We start from the raw sequence: 17,619 nt of genomic DNA on the forward strand, positions 1-17,619 counted from the left end.
CGATGGGCGACCATGCCCGTCGCGGAGGAAACGCGCCGTCCGGTCAAGGGCGGCCACAAAAACAAGCAAGGCATAGAAGCAACAATGAATGTCGCTGTCCGCAGTCACGCCACAACCAAGCAGGCCTCTGAACATTTCGACGTGCTGATCGTCGGTGCCGGCATCTCCGGCGTCGGCAGCGCCTATCACATCGAAAAGCAGCTTCCCGGCACGAGCTACGTCATCCTGGAGACGCAGGCGACGTTCGGCGGCACCTGGAGCACGCATCGCTATCCCGGCATTCGCTCGGACAGCGATCTCCATACCTTCGGCTACAGTTTCAAGCCCTGGGTCGGACCGCCGATCGCGACCGCCGAGGAAATCCTCGCCTACATGAACGAGGTGATCGACGACAACGATATCGCCCCGCACATCCGCTACAAGCACCAGATCAATTCCGCGAGTTGGTCGAGCGAGCAAAATCTCTGGACCATCGAGGCGACGACGACCGACACCGGCGAGGCGAGAACGTTCACCGCCAACTTCCTCTGGATGTGCCAGGGCTATTATCGCCATTCCGAGGGCTACACGCCGGAATGGAAGGGCATGGACCGCTTCAAGGGCCGGATCGTCCATCCGCAGAGCTGGCCCGACGATATCGACCTCGCGAACAAGAAGGTCGTCGTGATCGGCTCGGGCGCGACCGCGGCGACGCTGGTGCCGAACATCGCCGACGCCTGCGCGCATGTCACCATGCTGCAGCGTTCGCCGACCTATTTCCGGCTCGGCCGCAACGCCATCGAGATCGCCGAGGAGCTGCGCCGGCTTCAGGTCGACGAGGAATGGATCCACGAGATCGTCCGCCGCAAAATATTGTTCGAGCAGGATGCTTTCACAAAGCTCTGCATTGCCAAGCCGGAGCAGGTGAAAAAGGATCTGATCGACCAGATCCGCGCGGTTCTCGGTCCGGACTACGACGTCGAAACGCATTTCACGCCGACCTACCGGCCGTGGCGGCAGCGTATCGCCTTTGTGCCCGATGCCGATCTGTTCAAGGGCATCGCCAGCGGCAAGGCCTCCGTCGTCACCGACGAGATCGAATGTTTCGTCGAGAACGGCATCCAGCTCAAGTCCGGCAAGCTGCTGGAAGCCGACGTCGTCGTCACCGCAACCGGCTTCAATCTAGCGGCGCTCGGTGACATCGCCTTCGAGATCGACGGCAAGCCGCTCGCCTTCGGCGACACCGTGACCTATCGCGGCATGATGTTCACGGGCGTGCCGAACATGGTCTGGGTGTTCGGCTATTTCCGTGCGAGCTGGACGCTGCGCGTCGACGTCGTCGCCGATTTCGTCTGCCGGCTGCTCGGCCACATGAAGGCCAAGGGCACGAAGAAGGTCGAAGTCAGGCTGCGCGCTGAAGACCACAACATGCCGATCCTGCCCTGGATCGATCCGGAAAACTTCAACCCCGGCTACATCATGCGCAACATGGACCTGCTCCCCAAGCGCGGCGACAAGCCGGAATGGCAGCACAGCCAGGATTACTGGACCGAGAAGGACGAGATCCCGAGGACGGATCTGGATGACGGGGCGTTTGTTTACGGGTGAGTGATTGTTCGTGTGAGGGGCGGTAGCGATTGCCACGCACACGGCTGTCGTCCCGGGGCGCGAAGCGCGCCCGGGACCCATACTCCCAGGCAGTGGTCATAGGGCTGGCTGGTCACTCCGAGTCTTCGCCAAACCACTTCCTGTGGTTAAGGGTCCCGGGCTCGCTTCGCGCCCCGGGACGACACTGTTGGTTGGGCGAACTGCGTCTCAACTCATTTGCAGTGCTGCTACGAATTCCTTCGCGTCGCATTCGTTGCAATCGCCGCCGCCGCGGTCCGGTTCTCCACGCCGAGCTTCGCGTAGATCTGCTCCAGGTGCTTGTCCACGGTGCGCGGGCTCAAGCCCAGAATCTGCGCGATGTCGCGGTTGGTCTTGCCCTTGCTGAGCCAGGCCAGCACTTCGCCCTCGCGGGTGGTGAGGCCGAGCTCGCTGGTGAATTCGGGCGGCAGCGCAGTGCCGGACTCTTTGGACAGCCGCAGCAGGAACTCGTTCGGCGCGGTTTCGCCCATGTAGTAGAGCCGCAGTTGCGGATTGTCGGGCAGGGGAGCCGCCTGCGACTTCGAGCTGCCCTTGTCCTTCGCCTGCTCCAGCCATTGCAGGAGTGATGGCGGCAGGACGAAGTCGTCGGCCTGCGCGCCATGATGATCGGCCAGCAGTTTTTGCGCCTGCGGGGTGGCCCAGAGCACGTGGCCCTGGCGGTTGACCGCGAACAGGAAGCGGCCGGAGACGTCGAGCGCGGCACGCGCGCTCTGGGTCAGGCGGGCGTTGCCGAGATGGACGCGGATGCGCGCCAGCATCTCCTCGATCACAATCGGTTTTGTCACGTAGTCGACGCCGCCGGCCTCCAGCCCGCGCACGATGTGCTCGGTCTCTGCAAGGCCCGTCATGAAGATCACGGGCACGTTGGCAACGCCCGCGTCGCGCTTGAGCCGGCGGCAGGTCTCGAATCCGTCCATGCCGGGCATCACGGCGTCCAGCAGCACGATGTCGGGCGTGATCTGGTCGACGATGCGCATCGCGGCCGCGCCGTCGAGCGCCACCATCACCGTCATCCCGGCGCCGTCGAGCGCGTCGGTGAGCAGCCGCAGCGTCTCCGGGGAGTCATCGACAACGAGCGCGACATCGCGCTTCCTCGACTCAATGCTCATGCGCATGCAACGTCTTCAATGTGGCCATGTACCGGTCGAGATCGAAGCGGTCGACCAGCGACCGCATTTCCGCGACGAAGTCGGCATGCTCGGGGTGCTCGCTGCCGATCTCGTCCAGCTTCAACTGGATGCCCTTGACGTAGCCGATCTGGCCGAGCCCCATCAGCGCCTCGATGTGCCGCACCGGTGGCCTTGATCCGCTCTCGAGCCGCCAGAACGGCACCGCGATCTGGTCCGCGCCGTACTGCCATTCGATCTTCAGGAGCTGGCGGATCGTCTCCAGCAGCCGGGGGATGTCGATCGGCTTCATCAGATAGCCGTCATGGAAGGGCTGTGCCAGCGGCGTGCCGTGAGCCTCCAGCGCGCTCGCCGACACCATCAGGATGCGCGCCTGGTGATGGCCGCTCGTGCGCAAGGCCTCCGCGACGGCCCAGCCGTCCATGGCAGGCATCGAGATGTCGAGCAGGAACAGGTCGGGCCGGCAATGCTGCGCCAGCGCGAGGCACCCTGGCCCATCGGGTGCACTGAGCAGGATGAAGCCGAGCGGCGCCAGCACCTCGCGCAGGAGGTCGCGATGCACGGGGTCGTCGTCGGTGATGAGGATGGTCTTGCGTGCGCCCCGATAGCCGGAGACCGGCGCCTCCACCGGCGCGATGCGCAGCGGATTGGCGACTTCCGACAGCAGGATCTTGACCTTGAAGGTGCTGCCTGTGCCGACCGTGCTCAGGACCTTGATGTCGCCGCCCATGACGCCGGCGAGCAGCCGGCTGATGGTCAGGCCCAGCCCGGTGCCGGTCTGAGGCTGCGAGACGCCGAGCGCGCCACGCTCGAAGGGTGCAAAGATGCGTTCGAGGTCGTCGCCCTGGATGCCGGGGCCGGTGTCGATCACTTCGAACTCGGCAACGGGGCTGCGATAGTGCACGATGAACTGCACGCTGCCGATCTGGGTGAACTTGATCGCGTTGGAGAGCAGGTTGATCAGCACCTGGCGCAGCCGCTTCTCGTCGGCATAGACCACGACCGGCAAATGCGCGGGCCGCCTGAACACGAAGTCGATGCCCTTGGCGGCCGCCTGAAGACGGAACATGCCGACGAGCTGGTCGAGGAAATCGCTCAGCCGCACCTCGTCGCGCGACAGATACAGCCGCCCCGCCTCGATCTTGGAAATATCCAGGATGCCGTCGATCAGGCCGGAGAGGTGATCGGCACTGCGGCGAACGACGCGGACCTGGTCGCGCGGCTTGGTGTTGAGCGTCGCGTCCTGCTCCAGGAGCTGGGCATAGCCGCTGATCGCGTTCAGCGGCGAGCGCAGCTCGTGGCTCAGCCCGACCACGTAGCGGCTCTTGGCGAGGTTGGCGGATTCGGCGACCTCCTTGGCGCGCTGAAGCTCGGCGTCGGTGCGCTTGTGCGCGTCGATCTCCTGGATCAGCAGCGTCGTCTGCCGCCGCGTCTCGGCCTCGGCGGCGCGGCGGCTCTGCTGCGCCAGCACGAACAGCCAGGCCACCACGCCGATGATGATGCTGAGTGAGAAGAACACCTTCCAGAGCACGTTCGAGACGAGCAAATTCTCGCCGGGCACGCTCGCCGAAGTCTGGAGATAGATCAGTCCCAGCACCAGCGCGACGAGGCCGGCGGAGACCACGAAGACGCCGATATAGTGGCCGAACTGGGAGTTGATCCGACGGTAGATCGGCTCGGGAAGAATCCTGCCGAGCGCGTCGGCGAACTGCACCTGCGCCCGCGCATGCGGCTTGCAGAGGTCGTGGCAGCGTGCATCGAGCGAGCAGCACAGCGAGCAGATCGGGCCGGCGTAAGCGGGGCAGGACGTCATGTCCTCCGGCTCGAAACTGTGCTCGCAGATACAGCACTGGATCGACTCGATGTTGGCCCAGCTCCGCTTCGGCTTGCGCGCGATGTAGTACTTTCCGTCGGTGAGCCAGGCGATGACAGGCGCGGTGACGAAGGCGACCGTCAGCGCGACGAAGGCGGCCAGCGCCTTCATGGTCGGGCCGAACAGGCCGTAGAACGCCGCGATCGAGACGATGGTCGCGATCGTCATGGCGCCGACACCGACCGGATTGATGTCGTAGAGATGGGCGCGCTTGAACTCCATCTGCGGCGGGCGCAGGCCAAGCGGCTTGTTGACGACGAGATCGGCGACGAGCGCGCCGACCCAGGCGATCGCGACGTTGGAATAGAGCGCCAGCGTCTGCTCCAGCGCCTTGTAGACGCCGATCTCCATCAACAGCAGCGCCACCATCACGTTGAACACCAGCCAGACGACCCGGCCGGGATGGCTGTGCGTCAGACGCGAGAAGAAGTTCGACCAGGCGATCGAGCCGGCATAGGCGTTGGTGACGTTGATCTTGAGCTGCGACAGGATCACGAACATGCCGGTAAGCGCCAGCGCCAGATCCGGCTGCGACAGCACGTAGCGAAACGCTTCGAGATACATGTGGGCGGGTTCGGCGGCCAGCTCGCCCGAGAGGCCATGGCTCAGCGCAAAGAAGGCGAGAAAGGAGCCCAGCAACAATTTCAGTGCGCCGAAGATGATCCAGCCCGGGCCCGCGATCAGCAGGGCGATCCACCACGACGTTCGCGACGTGCGGCGGTCGCGCGGCAGAAACCGGAGGAAGTCGACCTGCTCGCCGATCTGCGCCACCAGCGAGAACACCACGGAGGATGCGACACCGAACAGCAGCAGATCGAAATGTCCGCTCGGGTCGCCATGTTCGCCGGCGAACTTGCGCCATTCCGTGAACGAGTAGGGGTTGGCCCAGGCGATCGCAGCAAAGGGCAGGATGTGCAGGATGATCCAGATCGGCTGCGTCCAGAGCTGGAAGCGGCTGATCAGCGTGATGCCGTAGGTCACGAGCGGAATGATCGCCACTGCGCTGATGAGGTAGCCGATCGGGCGCGGAATGCCGAAGCACATCTCCAGCGCGGTTGCCAGGATCACCGCCTCGATGGCGAAGAAGATGAAGGTGAAGGAGGCGTAGATCAGCGAGGTGACGGTCGAGCCGATATAGCCGAAGCCGGCGCCGCGGGTGAGCAGGTCAATGTCGATGCCGCATTTGGCTGCGTAATAGGCAATCGGCACGCCGCAGAAGAAGATGATGGTGGAGACGACGAGGATCGCGGCGCTGGCGTTGGTGACGCCGTAGTTCAGCGTGATGGTGCCGCCGATCGCTTCCAGCGCCAGGAAGGAGATGGCGCCGAGTGCAGTGTTGGCGACACGGGCGGCAGACCAGCGGCGCGCGCTCTTGGCGGTGAAGCGCAGCGCGTAGTCTTCCAGCGTCTGGTTGGCGACCCACTGGTTGTACTGGCGCCTGACGCGGTCTATTCGCTGCCGCCCTGCCACTCGTTACCCCACTCCCGATACGTCCCAGAGCCCTCGCAAATTCCGTACCAGAAGCCTACGTCGGTATTTTGCGGTGCAGTATACGCGATCTTGCGTATGCTTGCGCTGCACAAATTCGAGCCATCCTCACGGCACCAATCGCGTGTCCTCGAACAAAAGTGGGGTGCTCATGTCAGACGAAGCAAACAAGGGCCTGTTGTCGCCGCTCCGGCGCAAACTATTGATGGGAATGGCCGCCGTGCCGGCCATCACGATGCTGCCGCGGGCGTCTTTCGCGCAGGCTCCGGCGACCTCGGCGGTCAACACGACGGGCCTGGCAGTCACCGACACCGAGGTGACGGTCGGCATCCTGCACTCGGCGACCGGCACCATGGCCATCTCCGAGACCGGCTCGATCGAGGCCGAAAAGCTCGCCATCGAGCAGATCAACGCCATGGGCGGCGTGCTCGGGCGCAAGATCAAGTTCATCCAGGAAGACGGCGCCAGCGATTGGCCGACCTTTGCGGAGAAGGCCAAGAAGCTGCTCGTCAACGACAAGGTTGCGGCGATCATGGGCTGCTGGACCTCGGCATCCCGCAAGGCCGTGCTGCCGGTCATGGAGCAGTACAACGGCATGCTCTATTACCCGACCTTCTATGAGGGCCTCGAGCAGTCCAAGAACGTGATCTACACCGGCCAGGAGGCGACCCAGCAGATTCTCGCCGGCCTGAACTGGATCGCCAAGGAAAAGGGCGCCAAGTCGTTCTTCTTCATCGGCTCCGATTACATCTGGCCGCGCACCTCGAACAAGATCGCGCGCAAGCACGTCGAGAACGTGCTGAAGGGCAAGGTTGTCGGCGAAGAGTACTATCCGCTCGGCAACACCCAGTTCAATTCGGTCATCAACAAGATCAAGCTGACCAAGCCCGACGTGATCTTCACCGACGTCGTCGGCGGCTCGAACGTGGCGTTCTACAAGCAGCTCAAGGCCGCCGGCATCGACCTTTCGAAGCAGGCGCTGCTGACGATCTCGGTGACCGAGGACGAAATCGACGGCATCGGCGGCGAGAACATCGCGGGCGCCTATGCCTGCATGAAGTACTTCCAGTCGCTCGATAATCCCAACAACAAGACGTTCGTGCCGGCGTTCAAGAAGATGTGGGGCGAGAAGACCGTGATCGGAGACGTCACCCAGGCTGCCTATCTCGGCCCGTGGCTGTGGAAGTTGACGGTGGAGAAGGCGGGCTCCTTCGACGTCGACAAGATCGCGGCGGCCTCGCCCGGCGTCGAGTTCAAGGGTGCGCCGGAAGGCTATGTCCGCATCCACGAAAACCATCACCTCTGGTCGAAGACCCGGGTGGGACGTGCCAAGCTCGATGGTCAGTTCGAGCTGATCTACGAGACCGCCGATCTCGTCGAGCCGGATCCGTTCCCCAAGGGTTATCAGTAAGTCGCGGCATCAGCCGCGCTTTCCCCCAAGCCTCTCCCTGGCGTGGACCGCAAATCCACGCCCAAGACCCCCGCGTCGCGAACCTGCTCGCGACGCGGGACCTTATCCCCGACGGAGGACATCGATGTTCGGCGACTATTCGCTTGGTGATCTTGGCTCCATCTTCGTCATGCAGGGGTTTGCAGGACTGATCCTGTTCTCAGTCTACGTCCTGATGGCGCTTGGGCTTGCGATCATCTTCGGCCAGATGGGCGTCATCAACATGGCCCATGGCGAGTTCATGATCCTCGGGGCCTACGTCACCTGGATGACGTCGAATTTCTTCCAGGCCTATTTGCCGAGCCTGTTCAGCGGCTACTTCTTCCTGGCGATGATCCTGGCCTTCGTCGCATCCGGCGCGCTGGGAATGCTGGTGGAATGGGTGCTGATACGGCATCTCTACAAGCGCCCGCTCGACACGCTGCTGGCGACCTGGGGCCTCAGCCTGATGCTGCAGCAGGCCTATCGTTCCGTGTTCGGCGCGCGCGAGGTCGGCGTCGAGCTGCCGCAATGGATGCTCGGCTCGCTGCACGTCACCGACAGCATCGAGGTGCCGATCAACGGCGTCTTCGTGATGTGCCTCACCGTGCTGATCACCATCGGCGTCGCCTATGTCATGTACAAATCGCGCTGGGGCCGCCAGGTCCGCGCCGTCGTGCAGAACCGCATCATGGCCGGCGCGGTGGGTATCAACACCGAAAAAGTCGATCGCTACACCTTCGGTCTCGGTTGCGGCATCGCCGGTGTCGCCGGCAGCGCCTTTACGATGATCGGCTCCACCGGGCCAACCTCCGGACAGCTCTACATCGTCGATACGTTTCTGGTGGTCGTGTTCGGCGGCGCCGCCAGTTTGATCGGCACCATCGCCTCGGCCTTCTCGATCTCGCAGACGCAATCCACCCTCGAGTTCTTCATGTCGGGCTCGATGGCGAAAGTGCTGACGCTGCTCGCGGTTGTCGGAATCCTGATGCTGCGGCCGCAAGGGCTGTTCGCCCTCAAGGTCCGCAAGTGAGAAACTGGGGCTGATGCAATGACCGACAATCGTTTCTTCAATCGATCGGAGTTCATCGGAATTCTGGTGCTCGCGGTCTTCCTGGTGGTGGTTCTGCCGCTCACACTTGATGTCTTCAGGCTCAATCTGGTCGCGAAATACCTGACCTATGCCTTCGTCGCGCTGGGGCTGGTGATCTGCTGGGGCTATGGCGGCATTCTGAGCCTCGGTCAGGGCGTGTTCTTCGGGCTCGGCGGCTACTGCATGGCGATGTTCCTCAAGCTCGAGGCATCGAGCGTGGAGAACACCAAGATCCAGTCGACGCCGGGTATCCCCGATTTCATGGACTGGAATCAGATCACCGCGCTGCCGCTGTTCTGGAAGCCATTCAGCAGCCTCACCTTCACGATCGCCGCCATCATTCTCGTGCCTGGCATCTTCGCCCTCATCATCGGTACCGCGATGTTCAAGCGCCGGGTCGGCGGTACCTACTTCGCCATCATCACCCAGGCGGTCGCGGCCATCCTCACCATCCTGATCGTGGGACAGCAGGGCTACACCGGCGGCATCAACGGCATGACCGACCTGCGGACGTTGAAGGGCTGGGACATCCGGCCCGACCACGCCAAGATCGTGCTGTACTTCTTCGAAGTGGGACTGCTGTTCGCCTGTATCATGATCGCGCAGTTCGTCCGGCACTCCAAGCTCGGGCGTATCCTGGTCGCGATGCGCGAGAAGGAGGACCGGGTCCGCTTTTCCGGCTACAGCGTCGCGAATTTCAAGATCTTCGCCTTCTGCATTGCCGCCGTGTTCGCCGCGATCGGCGGCGCCATGTTCGCGCTCAATGTCGGCTTCATGTCGCCGTCCTTCGTCGGCATCGTGCCGTCGATCGAAATGGTGATCTACACGGCGGTCGGCGGGCGGCTGTCGATCCTCGGCGCGGTCTACGGCACGCTGCTGGTCAACTTCGCCAAGACCAGCCTGTCGGAAACCTTCCCCGAATTGTGGTTGTTTGGCCTCGGCGGATTGTTCATCGCCGTGGTCCTGGCCTTCCCGAACGGTCTCGCCGGGATCTGGGGCGACTACGTCCAGCCCCGCATCGATCGCCTGATCTCGTCGCGCAAACCGAAACCTGACGGCTGGACCGACAGCTCGGTCGCCGACGGCGCCCCGGCGGAGTGAGGAGATCATCATGCTCGTAGGTCACCACGATGCCGATGCCACGCTGGCAGTGAGGAGATAGATCATGCTCGTCGGTCATCAGCCCAAGGAATTCCTGCTCGCGGTCGAGGCGCTGACCGTGTCGTTCGACGGGTTCAAGGCGGTCAACGATCTCTCGTTCTACGTCGACGAGAACGAGATCCGCGTCATCATCGGTCCCAACGGCGCCGGCAAGACCACCGTGCTCGACCTGATCTGCGGCAAGACCAAAGCAACGTCGGGTTCGATCCAGTTCCGTGGCAAGGAGCTGACGCGGATGAAGGAAAACGAGATCGTCAAGACGGGCGTCGGCCGCAAATTCCAGAACCCGTCGATCTACGACGATCTCACGGTGTTCGAGAATCTGGAGATCTCCTATCCGCGCGGACGCTCGGTGTTCGGCGCGCTGACCTTCACCCGCGACGCCGCCGTGCGCGACCGGGTGCACGAGGTCGCCGAGATGATCTTCCTGAAGGATCGGCTCAACGTGAACGCCGATCTGCTCAGCCACGGCCAGAAGCAGTGGCTCGAGATCGGCATGCTGCTGATCCAGGATCCGGATTTGCTGATGCTGGACGAGCCCGTCGCCGGCATGAGCGTGTCCGAGCGCGCCAAGACAGCCGAGCTGCTCAACCGCATCATCAAGAACCGTTCGGTGCTGGTGATCGAGCACGACATGAAGTTCGTCGAGGACATCGCGCACAAGGTCACCGTGCTTCACCAGGGCCAGATCCTCTCGGAGGGCACCATGGAGAAGGTGAAGAACGACCCCAAGGTCGTCGAAGTCTATCTGGGCCATTAAGGAGACGCGACGATGCTGGCTATTTCCGATCTTCACGTCGCCTACGGCCAGAGCGAGGTGCTGCACGGGCTCAACGTCAAGGTCGCGCCCAACGAGATCGTTGCGATCATGGGCCGCAACGGCATGGGCAAGACCACGCTGATGAAGTCGCTGATGGGCATCCTCCCCGCCAAAAGCGGCTCGGTGACCATGGACGGTGCCGAGCTCGGCGGCTTGCCGAGCTACGAGCGCGTCGCCAAGGGCCTCGCCTATGTGCCGCAGGGCCGCATGATCTTCTCGACCATGACGGTGAAGGAGAACATCGAGACCGGCCTCGTCGTCTCCGGCGGGACCGAAGTTCCGGCCGACATCTACGAATTGTTTCCGGTGCTGCTGGAAATGAAGGGCCGCCGCGGCGGCAATCTCTCCGGCGGACAGCAGCAACAGCTCGCCATCGCCCGCGCACTCGCGACCAAGCCGAAAGTGTTGCTGCTGGACGAACCGACCGAAGGCATCCAGCCGTCGATCATCAAGGACATGGCGCGCACCTTGAAGCGCATCCGCGACGAAAAGGGGCTCTCGATCGTGGTGTCGGAGCAGGTCCTGAGCTTCGCGCTCGATATCGCCGACCGCGTGCTGGTGATCGAGAACGGCGAGATCGTGCGCGACGATCCGCGCGACGCCGTCGATGCCGCGCAGGTCTCGAAATATCTGTCCGTCTAACCAACCGTGTAAAAAGGGGAGCATCTCGATGCCAGAGACACTGATCAAGGTCGATCTCACCAAATCGGCTTACGATAATGACATGGTGCACAACCGCTGGCACCCCGACATCCCGATCGTGGCCTGGGTCAATCCCGGCGACGACTTCATCATCGAGACCTATGACTGGACCGGCGGCTTCATCAAGAACAACGATTCCGCCGACGACGTGCGCGACATCGATCTGTCGATCGTGCATTTCCTGTCCGGCCCGATCGGCGTCAAGGGCGCCGAGCCCGGCGATCTCCTCGTCGTCGATCTGCTCGACGTCGGCCCGATGAAGGAAAGCCTTTGGGGCTTCAACGGCTTCTTCTCCAAGCAGAACGGCGGCGGCTTCCTGACTGACCATTTCCCGCTGGCGCAGAAGTCGATCTGGGACATCAAGGGTCTCTACACCTCGTCGCGTCACGTGCCCGGCGTCAACTTCGCCGGCCTGATCCATCCCGGCCTGATCGGCTGTCTGCCCGATCCGAAGATGCTGGAGACCTGGAACAAGCGTGAGGCCGAGCTGATCTCGACCAACCCAACCCGCGTGCCCGGCCTCGCCAATCCGCCATTCGCGCCGACCGCCCATGGCGGCCGCGCCAAGGGCGACGTCAAGGCCAAGATCGGCGCGGAAGGCGCGCGCACCGTTCCGCCGCGCGAGCACGGCGGCAATTGCGACATCAAGGATCTCTCGCGCGGCTCGAAGATCTACTTCCCGGTCTATGTGCCCGGCGCCGGTCTCTCGATGGGCGATCTGCACTTCAGCCAGGGCGATGGCGAGATCACGTTCTGCGGCGCGATCGAGATGGCCGGCTGGCTGCATCTGAAGGTCGAGGTGATCAAGGACGGCATGGCGAAATACGGCATCAAGAACCCGATCTTCAAGCCGTCGCCGATCACGCCGAACTACAAGGACTATCTGATCTTCGAGGGCATCTCGGTCGACGAGCAGGGCAAGCAGCACTATCTCGACGTCCACATCGCCTATCGACAGGCCTGCCTCAACGCGATCGAATATCTGAAGAAGTTCGGTTACTCCGGCGCCCAGGCCTATTCGATCCTCGGCACCGCGCCGTGCCAGGGCCACATCTCCGGCGTGGTCGACGTGCCCAACGCCTGCGCCACGCTGTGGTTGCCGACGGAGATCTTCGACTTCGACGTCATGCCCTCGGCGGCAGGACCGATCAAGCACATCACTGGCGATATCCAGATGCCGATCTCGCCGGACAAATAGTCTCCCTGCGCGACGGGATGCGGGACGGCGCGACTTTGCCGCCCCGCATCCGCCGCGGGAATTCTCTCACAGGCAACAGCGTAGGGATGATGCGATGCCGGTCTATGAATATCTCTGTGACGATTGCGGTCCGTTCAAGGACCTGCGCCCGATGGCGGAATGCGACGATCCGCAAAGCTGTCCGCACTGCGAGACGATGGCGCCGCGGGTGATCCTGACCGCGCCGAATTTCTTCTGCATGCCGGCGGAGAAGCGCAAGGCGCACGCCGTCAACGAGCGCAGCACGCATGCGCCGCAGACGCTTGCGCAATACAAGGCCTCGCATGGCCCCGGCTGCGGCTGCTGCTCGTCGGGCAAGACCGTGAAGGACAAGAGCTCGACGGACAAGAAAAAGCCCGCGCGTCTGATGACCAAGACCAAGAGCGGCGCCAAGGGCTTTCCGACGGCGCGGCCCTGGATGATCAGCCACTGACGCCACGCGCCAAAATCAAACGAACAAAAGACAGGAGCGGCCCAAATGCTTCACGGTGACATTTCCAGCAGCAACGACACCGTCGGCGTCGCAGTGGTGAACTACAAGATGCCCCGCCTGCACACCAAGGCCGAGGTGCTCGACAACGCCCGCAAGATCGCCGACATGCTGGTGGGCATGAAGGCGGGCCTGCCCGGCATGGATCTCGTGATCTTCCCGGAATACTCGACCCAGGGCATCATGTACGACTCCAAGGAGATGTACGAGACGGCCTCGGCGGTGCCAGGTGAGGAGACCGCGATCTTCGCGGAGGCCTGCCGCAAGGCGAAGGTCTGGGGCGTGTTCTCGCTGACCGGCGAGCGCCACGAGGAGCATCCGCACAAGGCGCCCTACAACACCTTGATCCTGATGAACGACAAGGGTGAGATCGTCCAGAAATACCGCAAGATCATGCCATGGGTGCCGATCGAGGGCTGGTATCCCGGCAATTGCACCTATGTCTCCGACGGCCCGAAAGGAATGAAGGTCAGCCTCATCATCTGCGACGACGGCAACTTTCCGGAGATCTGGCGCGACTGCGCCATGAAGGGTGCCGAATTGATCGTGCGTTGCCAGGGCTACATGTATCCGGCCAAGGAGCAGCAGGTCATGATCTCCAAGGCGATGGCGTGGGCCAACAACGTCTATGTCGCCGTCGCAAACGCCGCCGGCTTCGACGGCGTCTATTCCTACTTCGGTCACTCCGCGATCATCGGCTTCGACGGCCGGACGCTCGGCGAGTGCGGCGAGGAGGACTACGGCATCCAATATGCCCAGCTGTCGAAACATCTGATCCGCGATGCGCGCCGCAACGGCCAGTCGCAGAACCATCTCTACAAGCTGGTCCACCGCGGCTACACCGGCATGATCAATTCCGGCGAGAGCCCGCGTGGCGTCGCGGCCTGCCCCTATGATTTCTACAAGAACTGGATCGCCGATCCGGAAGGGACGCGGGACATGGTCGAGGCGATGACCCGTTCGACGCCGGGGACGGAGGAATGTCCGATCGACGGCATCCCGAATGGGTCGGCGGCGAGCAATTACTGAGCTATTGCGGACGGCGCGCTTGCCATTCATGCGAATGCACCGAGGAATGGGGGCACGGGGCGCGGCCCTGGATGATCAGCCAAGATGTGAACAGCTGTACATGGAACGGACATTCTGACGCATGGGCGCATGCGCGGGGTAGGAATTGAGCCCGGCAAAACCGTGGCTCGGTTGCAACATGAGTTGTTGAATCTGCCCAAGTTGCGGTCCCGTTGGCTGATTCTCGAGGAACCGTAGTTCTACCGGCCAGCCTCATGGCCTAAGTTCCTCGCGGCGCCGCTGGGGAGCGCCGCGGGTGAGGGGAAGAGCGTGGGGGCTTGGTTGCCATCGAGCGGGCGGGGTCGCTCGCGTCGTGCCACCGCTGTTCGCGCGGCATTCTGGATCGGCCTCGCCTTGAGCGCGGCGGCGGCGGCGAGCCCCGCAGCAGCGCAGCAAATCTTCAACGGGTCGCAGACCACGCCGAACGGCGCCGTCAACGGCGGAGGCGGCGTCTGGGACACCACCACCACGAATTGGACGGACGTCTTCGGTTCGACCAGCACTGCTTACGATCCCTCGTCAGTCGGCACGGTGTTCGGCTACTCGGGAGTCTCGACGCCGGCAAGCGGTGGCACGGTGACGGTTACGCCAGGCGGCGTGCAGCTCACCAGCCTCGTGGGCTTCGACCTCACCGGCGACGGTACTGTCTACACCATTCAGGGCGGCGATCTCAGGCTAGCCTCCGGGGGGACGACGTTCTTCACCAACGATGTCACCGGCACGACAGACCCATCGGCCGTGATCGCCTCGCGCATCACCGGCAGTGGTGGCATCTCCGTGCAGGGACCCGGCATCCTGGCACTGCTCGGTGCCAACACCTATACCGGCGACACGTTCATCTGTTCGTGCGCAGCGCTGCAACTCGGTGACGCCACCCACACCGCGAGCATCATTGGCGCCGTTAACAACGAGGGCCTCTTCAATATCGTCAATGCCGATACGTCGGGAATTACATCGCTCCTGAACGCTATCTCCGGCACGACGATGTTCCTCAACGCGACCTCCGCCAGCTCTATGGTGATCACCAATAACGGCCAGCTGTACTTCGGTGATCCGCTCGGGGGCGGCACCGACACCGCCACGGCCGGCCGGGCGACCATCATCAATGACGGCGGCTTGACCGGCTTCTTTGGCCGGACCAATGCGGGCACGGCCAACATCACCAACCAGAATGGCGGCGGCACCGCATTCCTTGATCAATCCTCGGCGGGCTCCGCGACCATCGTGAACAAGGATTTCAGCGGGACCGTGTTTGGTACGCTGTCCGGGTCCGATACTGCGACCGCCGGCAATGCAACCATTATCAACGAGGCCGATGGCCTGACCAATTTCGGTGCGTTCACGACGGCCGGCAACGCCACGATCATCACCAAGGACGGTGGCAAGACCGAGTTCTTCGATAATTCCACCGGCGGCAATGCGCGCTTCATCACCACCGGCACAGGCGTCGTCGATTTCGGGATCAGCCTCGGCCCGTACGGCGACGGCCGCATCACGGCCGGTTCGATCGAAGGCAATGGCACCTACTATATCGGTGGCGGCAACACGCTCGTCGTCGGCAGCAATAACCGCTCCGCGCTGGTCGATGGCGTCATCGGCGACTACGATCCCTGCGGGTGTGGCTTCATCGGCTCCGGCTCGCTGGAAAAGGTCGGCAGCGGAACGCTGATCCTCTCCGGCACAAACACTTACACCGGTACGACGACGGTGAATGGCGGCATCTTGCGGGTTGATGGCGACATCTCGCAATCGAGCCTGACCACCGTGAATGCCGGCGGTGCGTTGTTCGGCGCCGGGATTGTCGGCAACACCGTTATCGCCACCGGTGGCATCTATGCGCCCGGCGACGGCGGCCCGGGCTCAAGCATGCAGGTCCAGGGCGATCTCACCTTGCAGCCCGGCTCGGTCTATGTTGTGCAGGCCGGTAGTGGATTCAGCACGAGCCATGCGCTCGTCAGCGGCAACGTCACGCTGGACGGGACCGTGGGTGTCGCGCTGTATCCCGGCAGCAAGATAATGCAACACTACTCGATCATGCAGTTTTTCGGCAGCGCCACCGGTAATTTCGCCGGCGTTGCCGCGCCGGGTGGCCTAGTCGGCACGACGACGGTCGGGTCAAACGAAGTGTTCCTCGATTTCACGCTGAACTATGGCGCGAAATACGCGCTCAACATCAACCAGCAGAACGTTGCCACGACGCTTCAGAATTTCTTCAACGCCAATGGCTTCCTTCAAGCCGAATTCGCGGGCCTCGGCCCCAACGGCCTGACCCAGGCCTCCGGCGAACCGGCAACGGGTTCGCAGCAGGCGACCTTCAATGCGATGAACCTGTTCCTCGGCCTCTTGACCGATGTCTTCGGCTCGGGACGCAGCAGCACGGCAGGTGCAACACCATATGCCGACGAGCCGGGCGCGAATGCCTATGCGGCGACCGGCAAGGGCGCGCGTGACAAAAGTGCGCGCGATGCCTTCGCCTCGATCTACCGCAAGGCACCGGCCGCAACCTTCGAGCAGCGCTGGGATGTATGGGCGGCCGGCTACGGTGGCTCGCAGACCACCGACGGCAATGCCGCGCTCGGTTCGAACAACACCACCAGCAGCGTCTATGGCACCGCCGTCGGCCTCGACTATCGCTTCTCGCCATCGACGATCGCCGGCTTTGCGCTTGCCGGCGGTGGGACCGGCTTCAACGTCAACGGGCTCGGCTGGGGCCGCTCCGACCTGTTCCAGGCCGGCGCCTTCGTTCGTCACACGGCAGGACCTGCCTATATCACGGCGGCACTGGCCTATGGCTGGCAGGACGTCACGACCAACCGCATCGTCACGGCCGCCGGCGTCGATCAGCTGCGGGCGCAGTTCAACGCAAATGCGCTCTCGGGCCGTGTCGAGGGCGGTTACCGCTACGCTACGCAGTGGATCGGCCTCACGCCCTATGCGGCGGCCCAGGCCACCATGTTCAGCCTTCCGAACTATTCGGAGTTCGCGGTGGTCGGCAACAGCACCTTCGCGCTCAACTATGCCGCCAAGGACGTGACCAGCACCCGTACCGAGCTCGGCCTGCGCGCCGACAAATCATTCGCCGCGGCCGGTGGCCTGATGACCCTGCGCGGCCGCGTCGCCTGGGCGCATGATTACAATCCGGACCGCACCGTCGGCGCGGTGTTCCAGACCCTGCCGGGCTCGGCCTTCGTCGTGAACGGTGCAGCGTTGGCGCGCGATTCCGCGCTGACCACGGCGGCGGTGCAGATGAACTGGATGAACGGCTGGTCTGCGTCGGCGACCTTCGAGGGCGAGTTCTCGAACGTCACCCGCTCCTACGCCGGCAAGGGCGTCGTGCGCTACGCGTGGTAGGGCGTTGCCACCCTCCCCTGGAGGGGGAGGGTCGATCGCGCGAAGCGCGAGCGGGGTGGGGTGATCTCTCCACTCGGGCACTGCATGCTGGGAAGCACTTTCGCCCCACCTCGGATCGCATTTCGCTTTGCTGCATGCGATCCGATCCTCCCCC

General features: G+C 63.4%; 12 protein-coding genes. 10 read left to right on the forward strand and 2 right to left on the reverse strand.

Translation table 11 applies throughout. From position 1 onward, the window contains the following. Positions 1 to 84 precede the first annotated feature (84 nt). Positions 85 to 1,587 (forward strand): NAD(P)/FAD-dependent oxidoreductase, encoded by a 1,503-nt coding sequence (locus IVB46_RS13100; protein ID WP_247312966.1) that lies wholly within the window; start codon positions 85 to 87, stop codon positions 1,585 to 1,587. A 227-nt stretch (positions 1,588 to 1,814) separates the two neighbouring features. Here IVB46_RS13100 and IVB46_RS13105 read toward each other — a convergent pair whose 3' ends face one another. Both IVB46_RS13105 and IVB46_RS13110 read right to left on the reverse strand, forming a co-directional pair. After that, on the reverse strand, positions 1,815 to 2,741 hold the full coding sequence (locus IVB46_RS13105; RefSeq protein ID WP_014491159.1) for a response regulator: 927 nt from the start codon (positions 2,739 to 2,741) through the stop codon (positions 1,815 to 1,817). Further along, the gene (locus IVB46_RS13110) at positions 2,725 to 6,096 is read right to left on the reverse strand and encodes an ATP-binding protein (RefSeq protein WP_247312963.1); all 3,372 of its coding nucleotides are present in this window, start codon (positions 6,094 to 6,096) and stop codon (positions 2,725 to 2,727) included. The genes IVB46_RS13105 and IVB46_RS13110 overlap by 17 nt, the downstream gene beginning before the upstream one ends. A 169-nt stretch (positions 6,097 to 6,265) precedes the next feature. Here IVB46_RS13110 and urtA point away from each other — a divergent pair, with 169 nt between their 5' ends. The 9 genes from urtA to IVB46_RS13155 all read left to right on the forward strand — a co-directional run bounded on the left by urtA (position 6,266) and on the right by IVB46_RS13155 (position 17,465). Further along, positions 6,266 to 7,525 carry an urea ABC transporter substrate-binding protein gene (gene urtA, locus IVB46_RS13115; RefSeq protein WP_028149118.1) on the forward strand — a complete coding sequence of 420 codons (1,260 nt, stop codon included), beginning with the start codon at positions 6,266 to 6,268 and terminating at the stop codon, positions 7,523 to 7,525. A gap of 124 nt (positions 7,526 to 7,649) precedes the next feature. After that, positions 7,650 to 8,576, forward strand: coding sequence for an urea ABC transporter permease subunit UrtB (urtB, locus tag IVB46_RS13120; protein ID WP_014491162.1), 927 nt, complete (start codon positions 7,650 to 7,652; stop codon positions 8,574 to 8,576). An 18-nt stretch (positions 8,577 to 8,594) separates the two neighbouring features. Next, positions 8,595 to 9,737 carry an urea ABC transporter permease subunit UrtC gene (urtC, locus tag IVB46_RS13125; protein ID WP_028155261.1) on the forward strand — a complete coding sequence of 381 codons (1,143 nt, stop codon included), beginning with the start codon at positions 8,595 to 8,597 and terminating at the stop codon, positions 9,735 to 9,737. Between the two features lie 64 nt (positions 9,738 to 9,801). After that, positions 9,802 to 10,557: an urea ABC transporter ATP-binding protein UrtD gene (urtD, locus tag IVB46_RS13130; protein ID WP_011083791.1), complete on the forward strand. Its 756-nt coding sequence runs from the start codon at positions 9,802 to 9,804 to the stop codon at positions 10,555 to 10,557. Positions 10,558 to 10,569: 12 nt separating this feature from the next. After that, on the forward strand, positions 10,570 to 11,259 hold the full coding sequence (gene urtE / locus IVB46_RS13135; RefSeq protein ID WP_071909047.1) for an urea ABC transporter ATP-binding subunit UrtE: 690 nt from the start codon (positions 10,570 to 10,572) through the stop codon (positions 11,257 to 11,259). A gap of 28 nt (positions 11,260 to 11,287) precedes the next feature. Then, positions 11,288 to 12,517, forward strand: a complete 1,230-nt coding sequence (fmdA, locus tag IVB46_RS13140) for a formamidase (RefSeq protein ID WP_247312960.1) — start codon at positions 11,288 to 11,290, stop codon at positions 12,515 to 12,517. Positions 12,518 to 12,611: 94 nt separating this feature from the next. Further along, positions 12,612 to 12,989, forward strand: coding sequence for a zinc ribbon domain-containing protein (locus tag IVB46_RS13145; protein WP_247312959.1), 378 nt, complete (start codon positions 12,612 to 12,614; stop codon positions 12,987 to 12,989). A 45-nt stretch (positions 12,990 to 13,034) separates the two neighbouring features. Then, positions 13,035 to 14,075, forward strand: a complete 1,041-nt coding sequence (locus tag IVB46_RS13150; protein WP_063979998.1) for an aliphatic amidase — start codon at positions 13,035 to 13,037, stop codon at positions 14,073 to 14,075. Positions 14,076 to 14,468: 393 nt separating this feature from the next. Then, the gene (locus IVB46_RS13155) at positions 14,469 to 17,465 is read left to right on the forward strand and encodes an autotransporter outer membrane beta-barrel domain-containing protein (RefSeq protein ID WP_247312957.1); all 2,997 of its coding nucleotides are present in this window, start codon (positions 14,469 to 14,471) and stop codon (positions 17,463 to 17,465) included. Positions 17,466 to 17,619 lie beyond the last annotated feature (154 nt).

This window comes from Bradyrhizobium sp. 61 (assembly GCF_023073075.1).
Taxonomy (GTDB): Bacteria; Pseudomonadota; Alphaproteobacteria; order Rhizobiales; family Xanthobacteraceae; genus Bradyrhizobium; species Bradyrhizobium barranii.

Coding starts and splice junctions, on each gene's coding strand:
- IVB46_RS13100 (WP_247312966.1), top strand. CDS start 85: ATGAATGTCGCTGTCCGCAGTCACGCCACAACCAAGCAGGCCTCTGAA.
- IVB46_RS13105 (WP_014491159.1), bottom strand. CDS start 2,741: ATGCGCATGAGCATTGAGTCGAGGAAGCGCGATGTCGCGCTCGTTGTC.
- urtA (WP_028149118.1), top strand. CDS start 6,266: ATGTCAGACGAAGCAAACAAGGGCCTGTTGTCGCCGCTCCGGCGCAAA.
- urtB (WP_014491162.1), top strand. CDS start 7,650: ATGTTCGGCGACTATTCGCTTGGTGATCTTGGCTCCATCTTCGTCATG.
- urtC (WP_028155261.1), top strand. CDS start 8,595: ATGACCGACAATCGTTTCTTCAATCGATCGGAGTTCATCGGAATTCTG.
- urtD (WP_011083791.1), top strand. CDS start 9,802: ATGCTCGTCGGTCATCAGCCCAAGGAATTCCTGCTCGCGGTCGAGGCG.
- urtE (WP_071909047.1), top strand. CDS start 10,570: ATGCTGGCTATTTCCGATCTTCACGTCGCCTACGGCCAGAGCGAGGTG.
- fmdA (WP_247312960.1), top strand. CDS start 11,288: ATGCCAGAGACACTGATCAAGGTCGATCTCACCAAATCGGCTTACGAT.
- IVB46_RS13145 (WP_247312959.1), top strand. CDS start 12,612: ATGCCGGTCTATGAATATCTCTGTGACGATTGCGGTCCGTTCAAGGAC.
- IVB46_RS13150 (WP_063979998.1), top strand. CDS start 13,035: ATGCTTCACGGTGACATTTCCAGCAGCAACGACACCGTCGGCGTCGCA.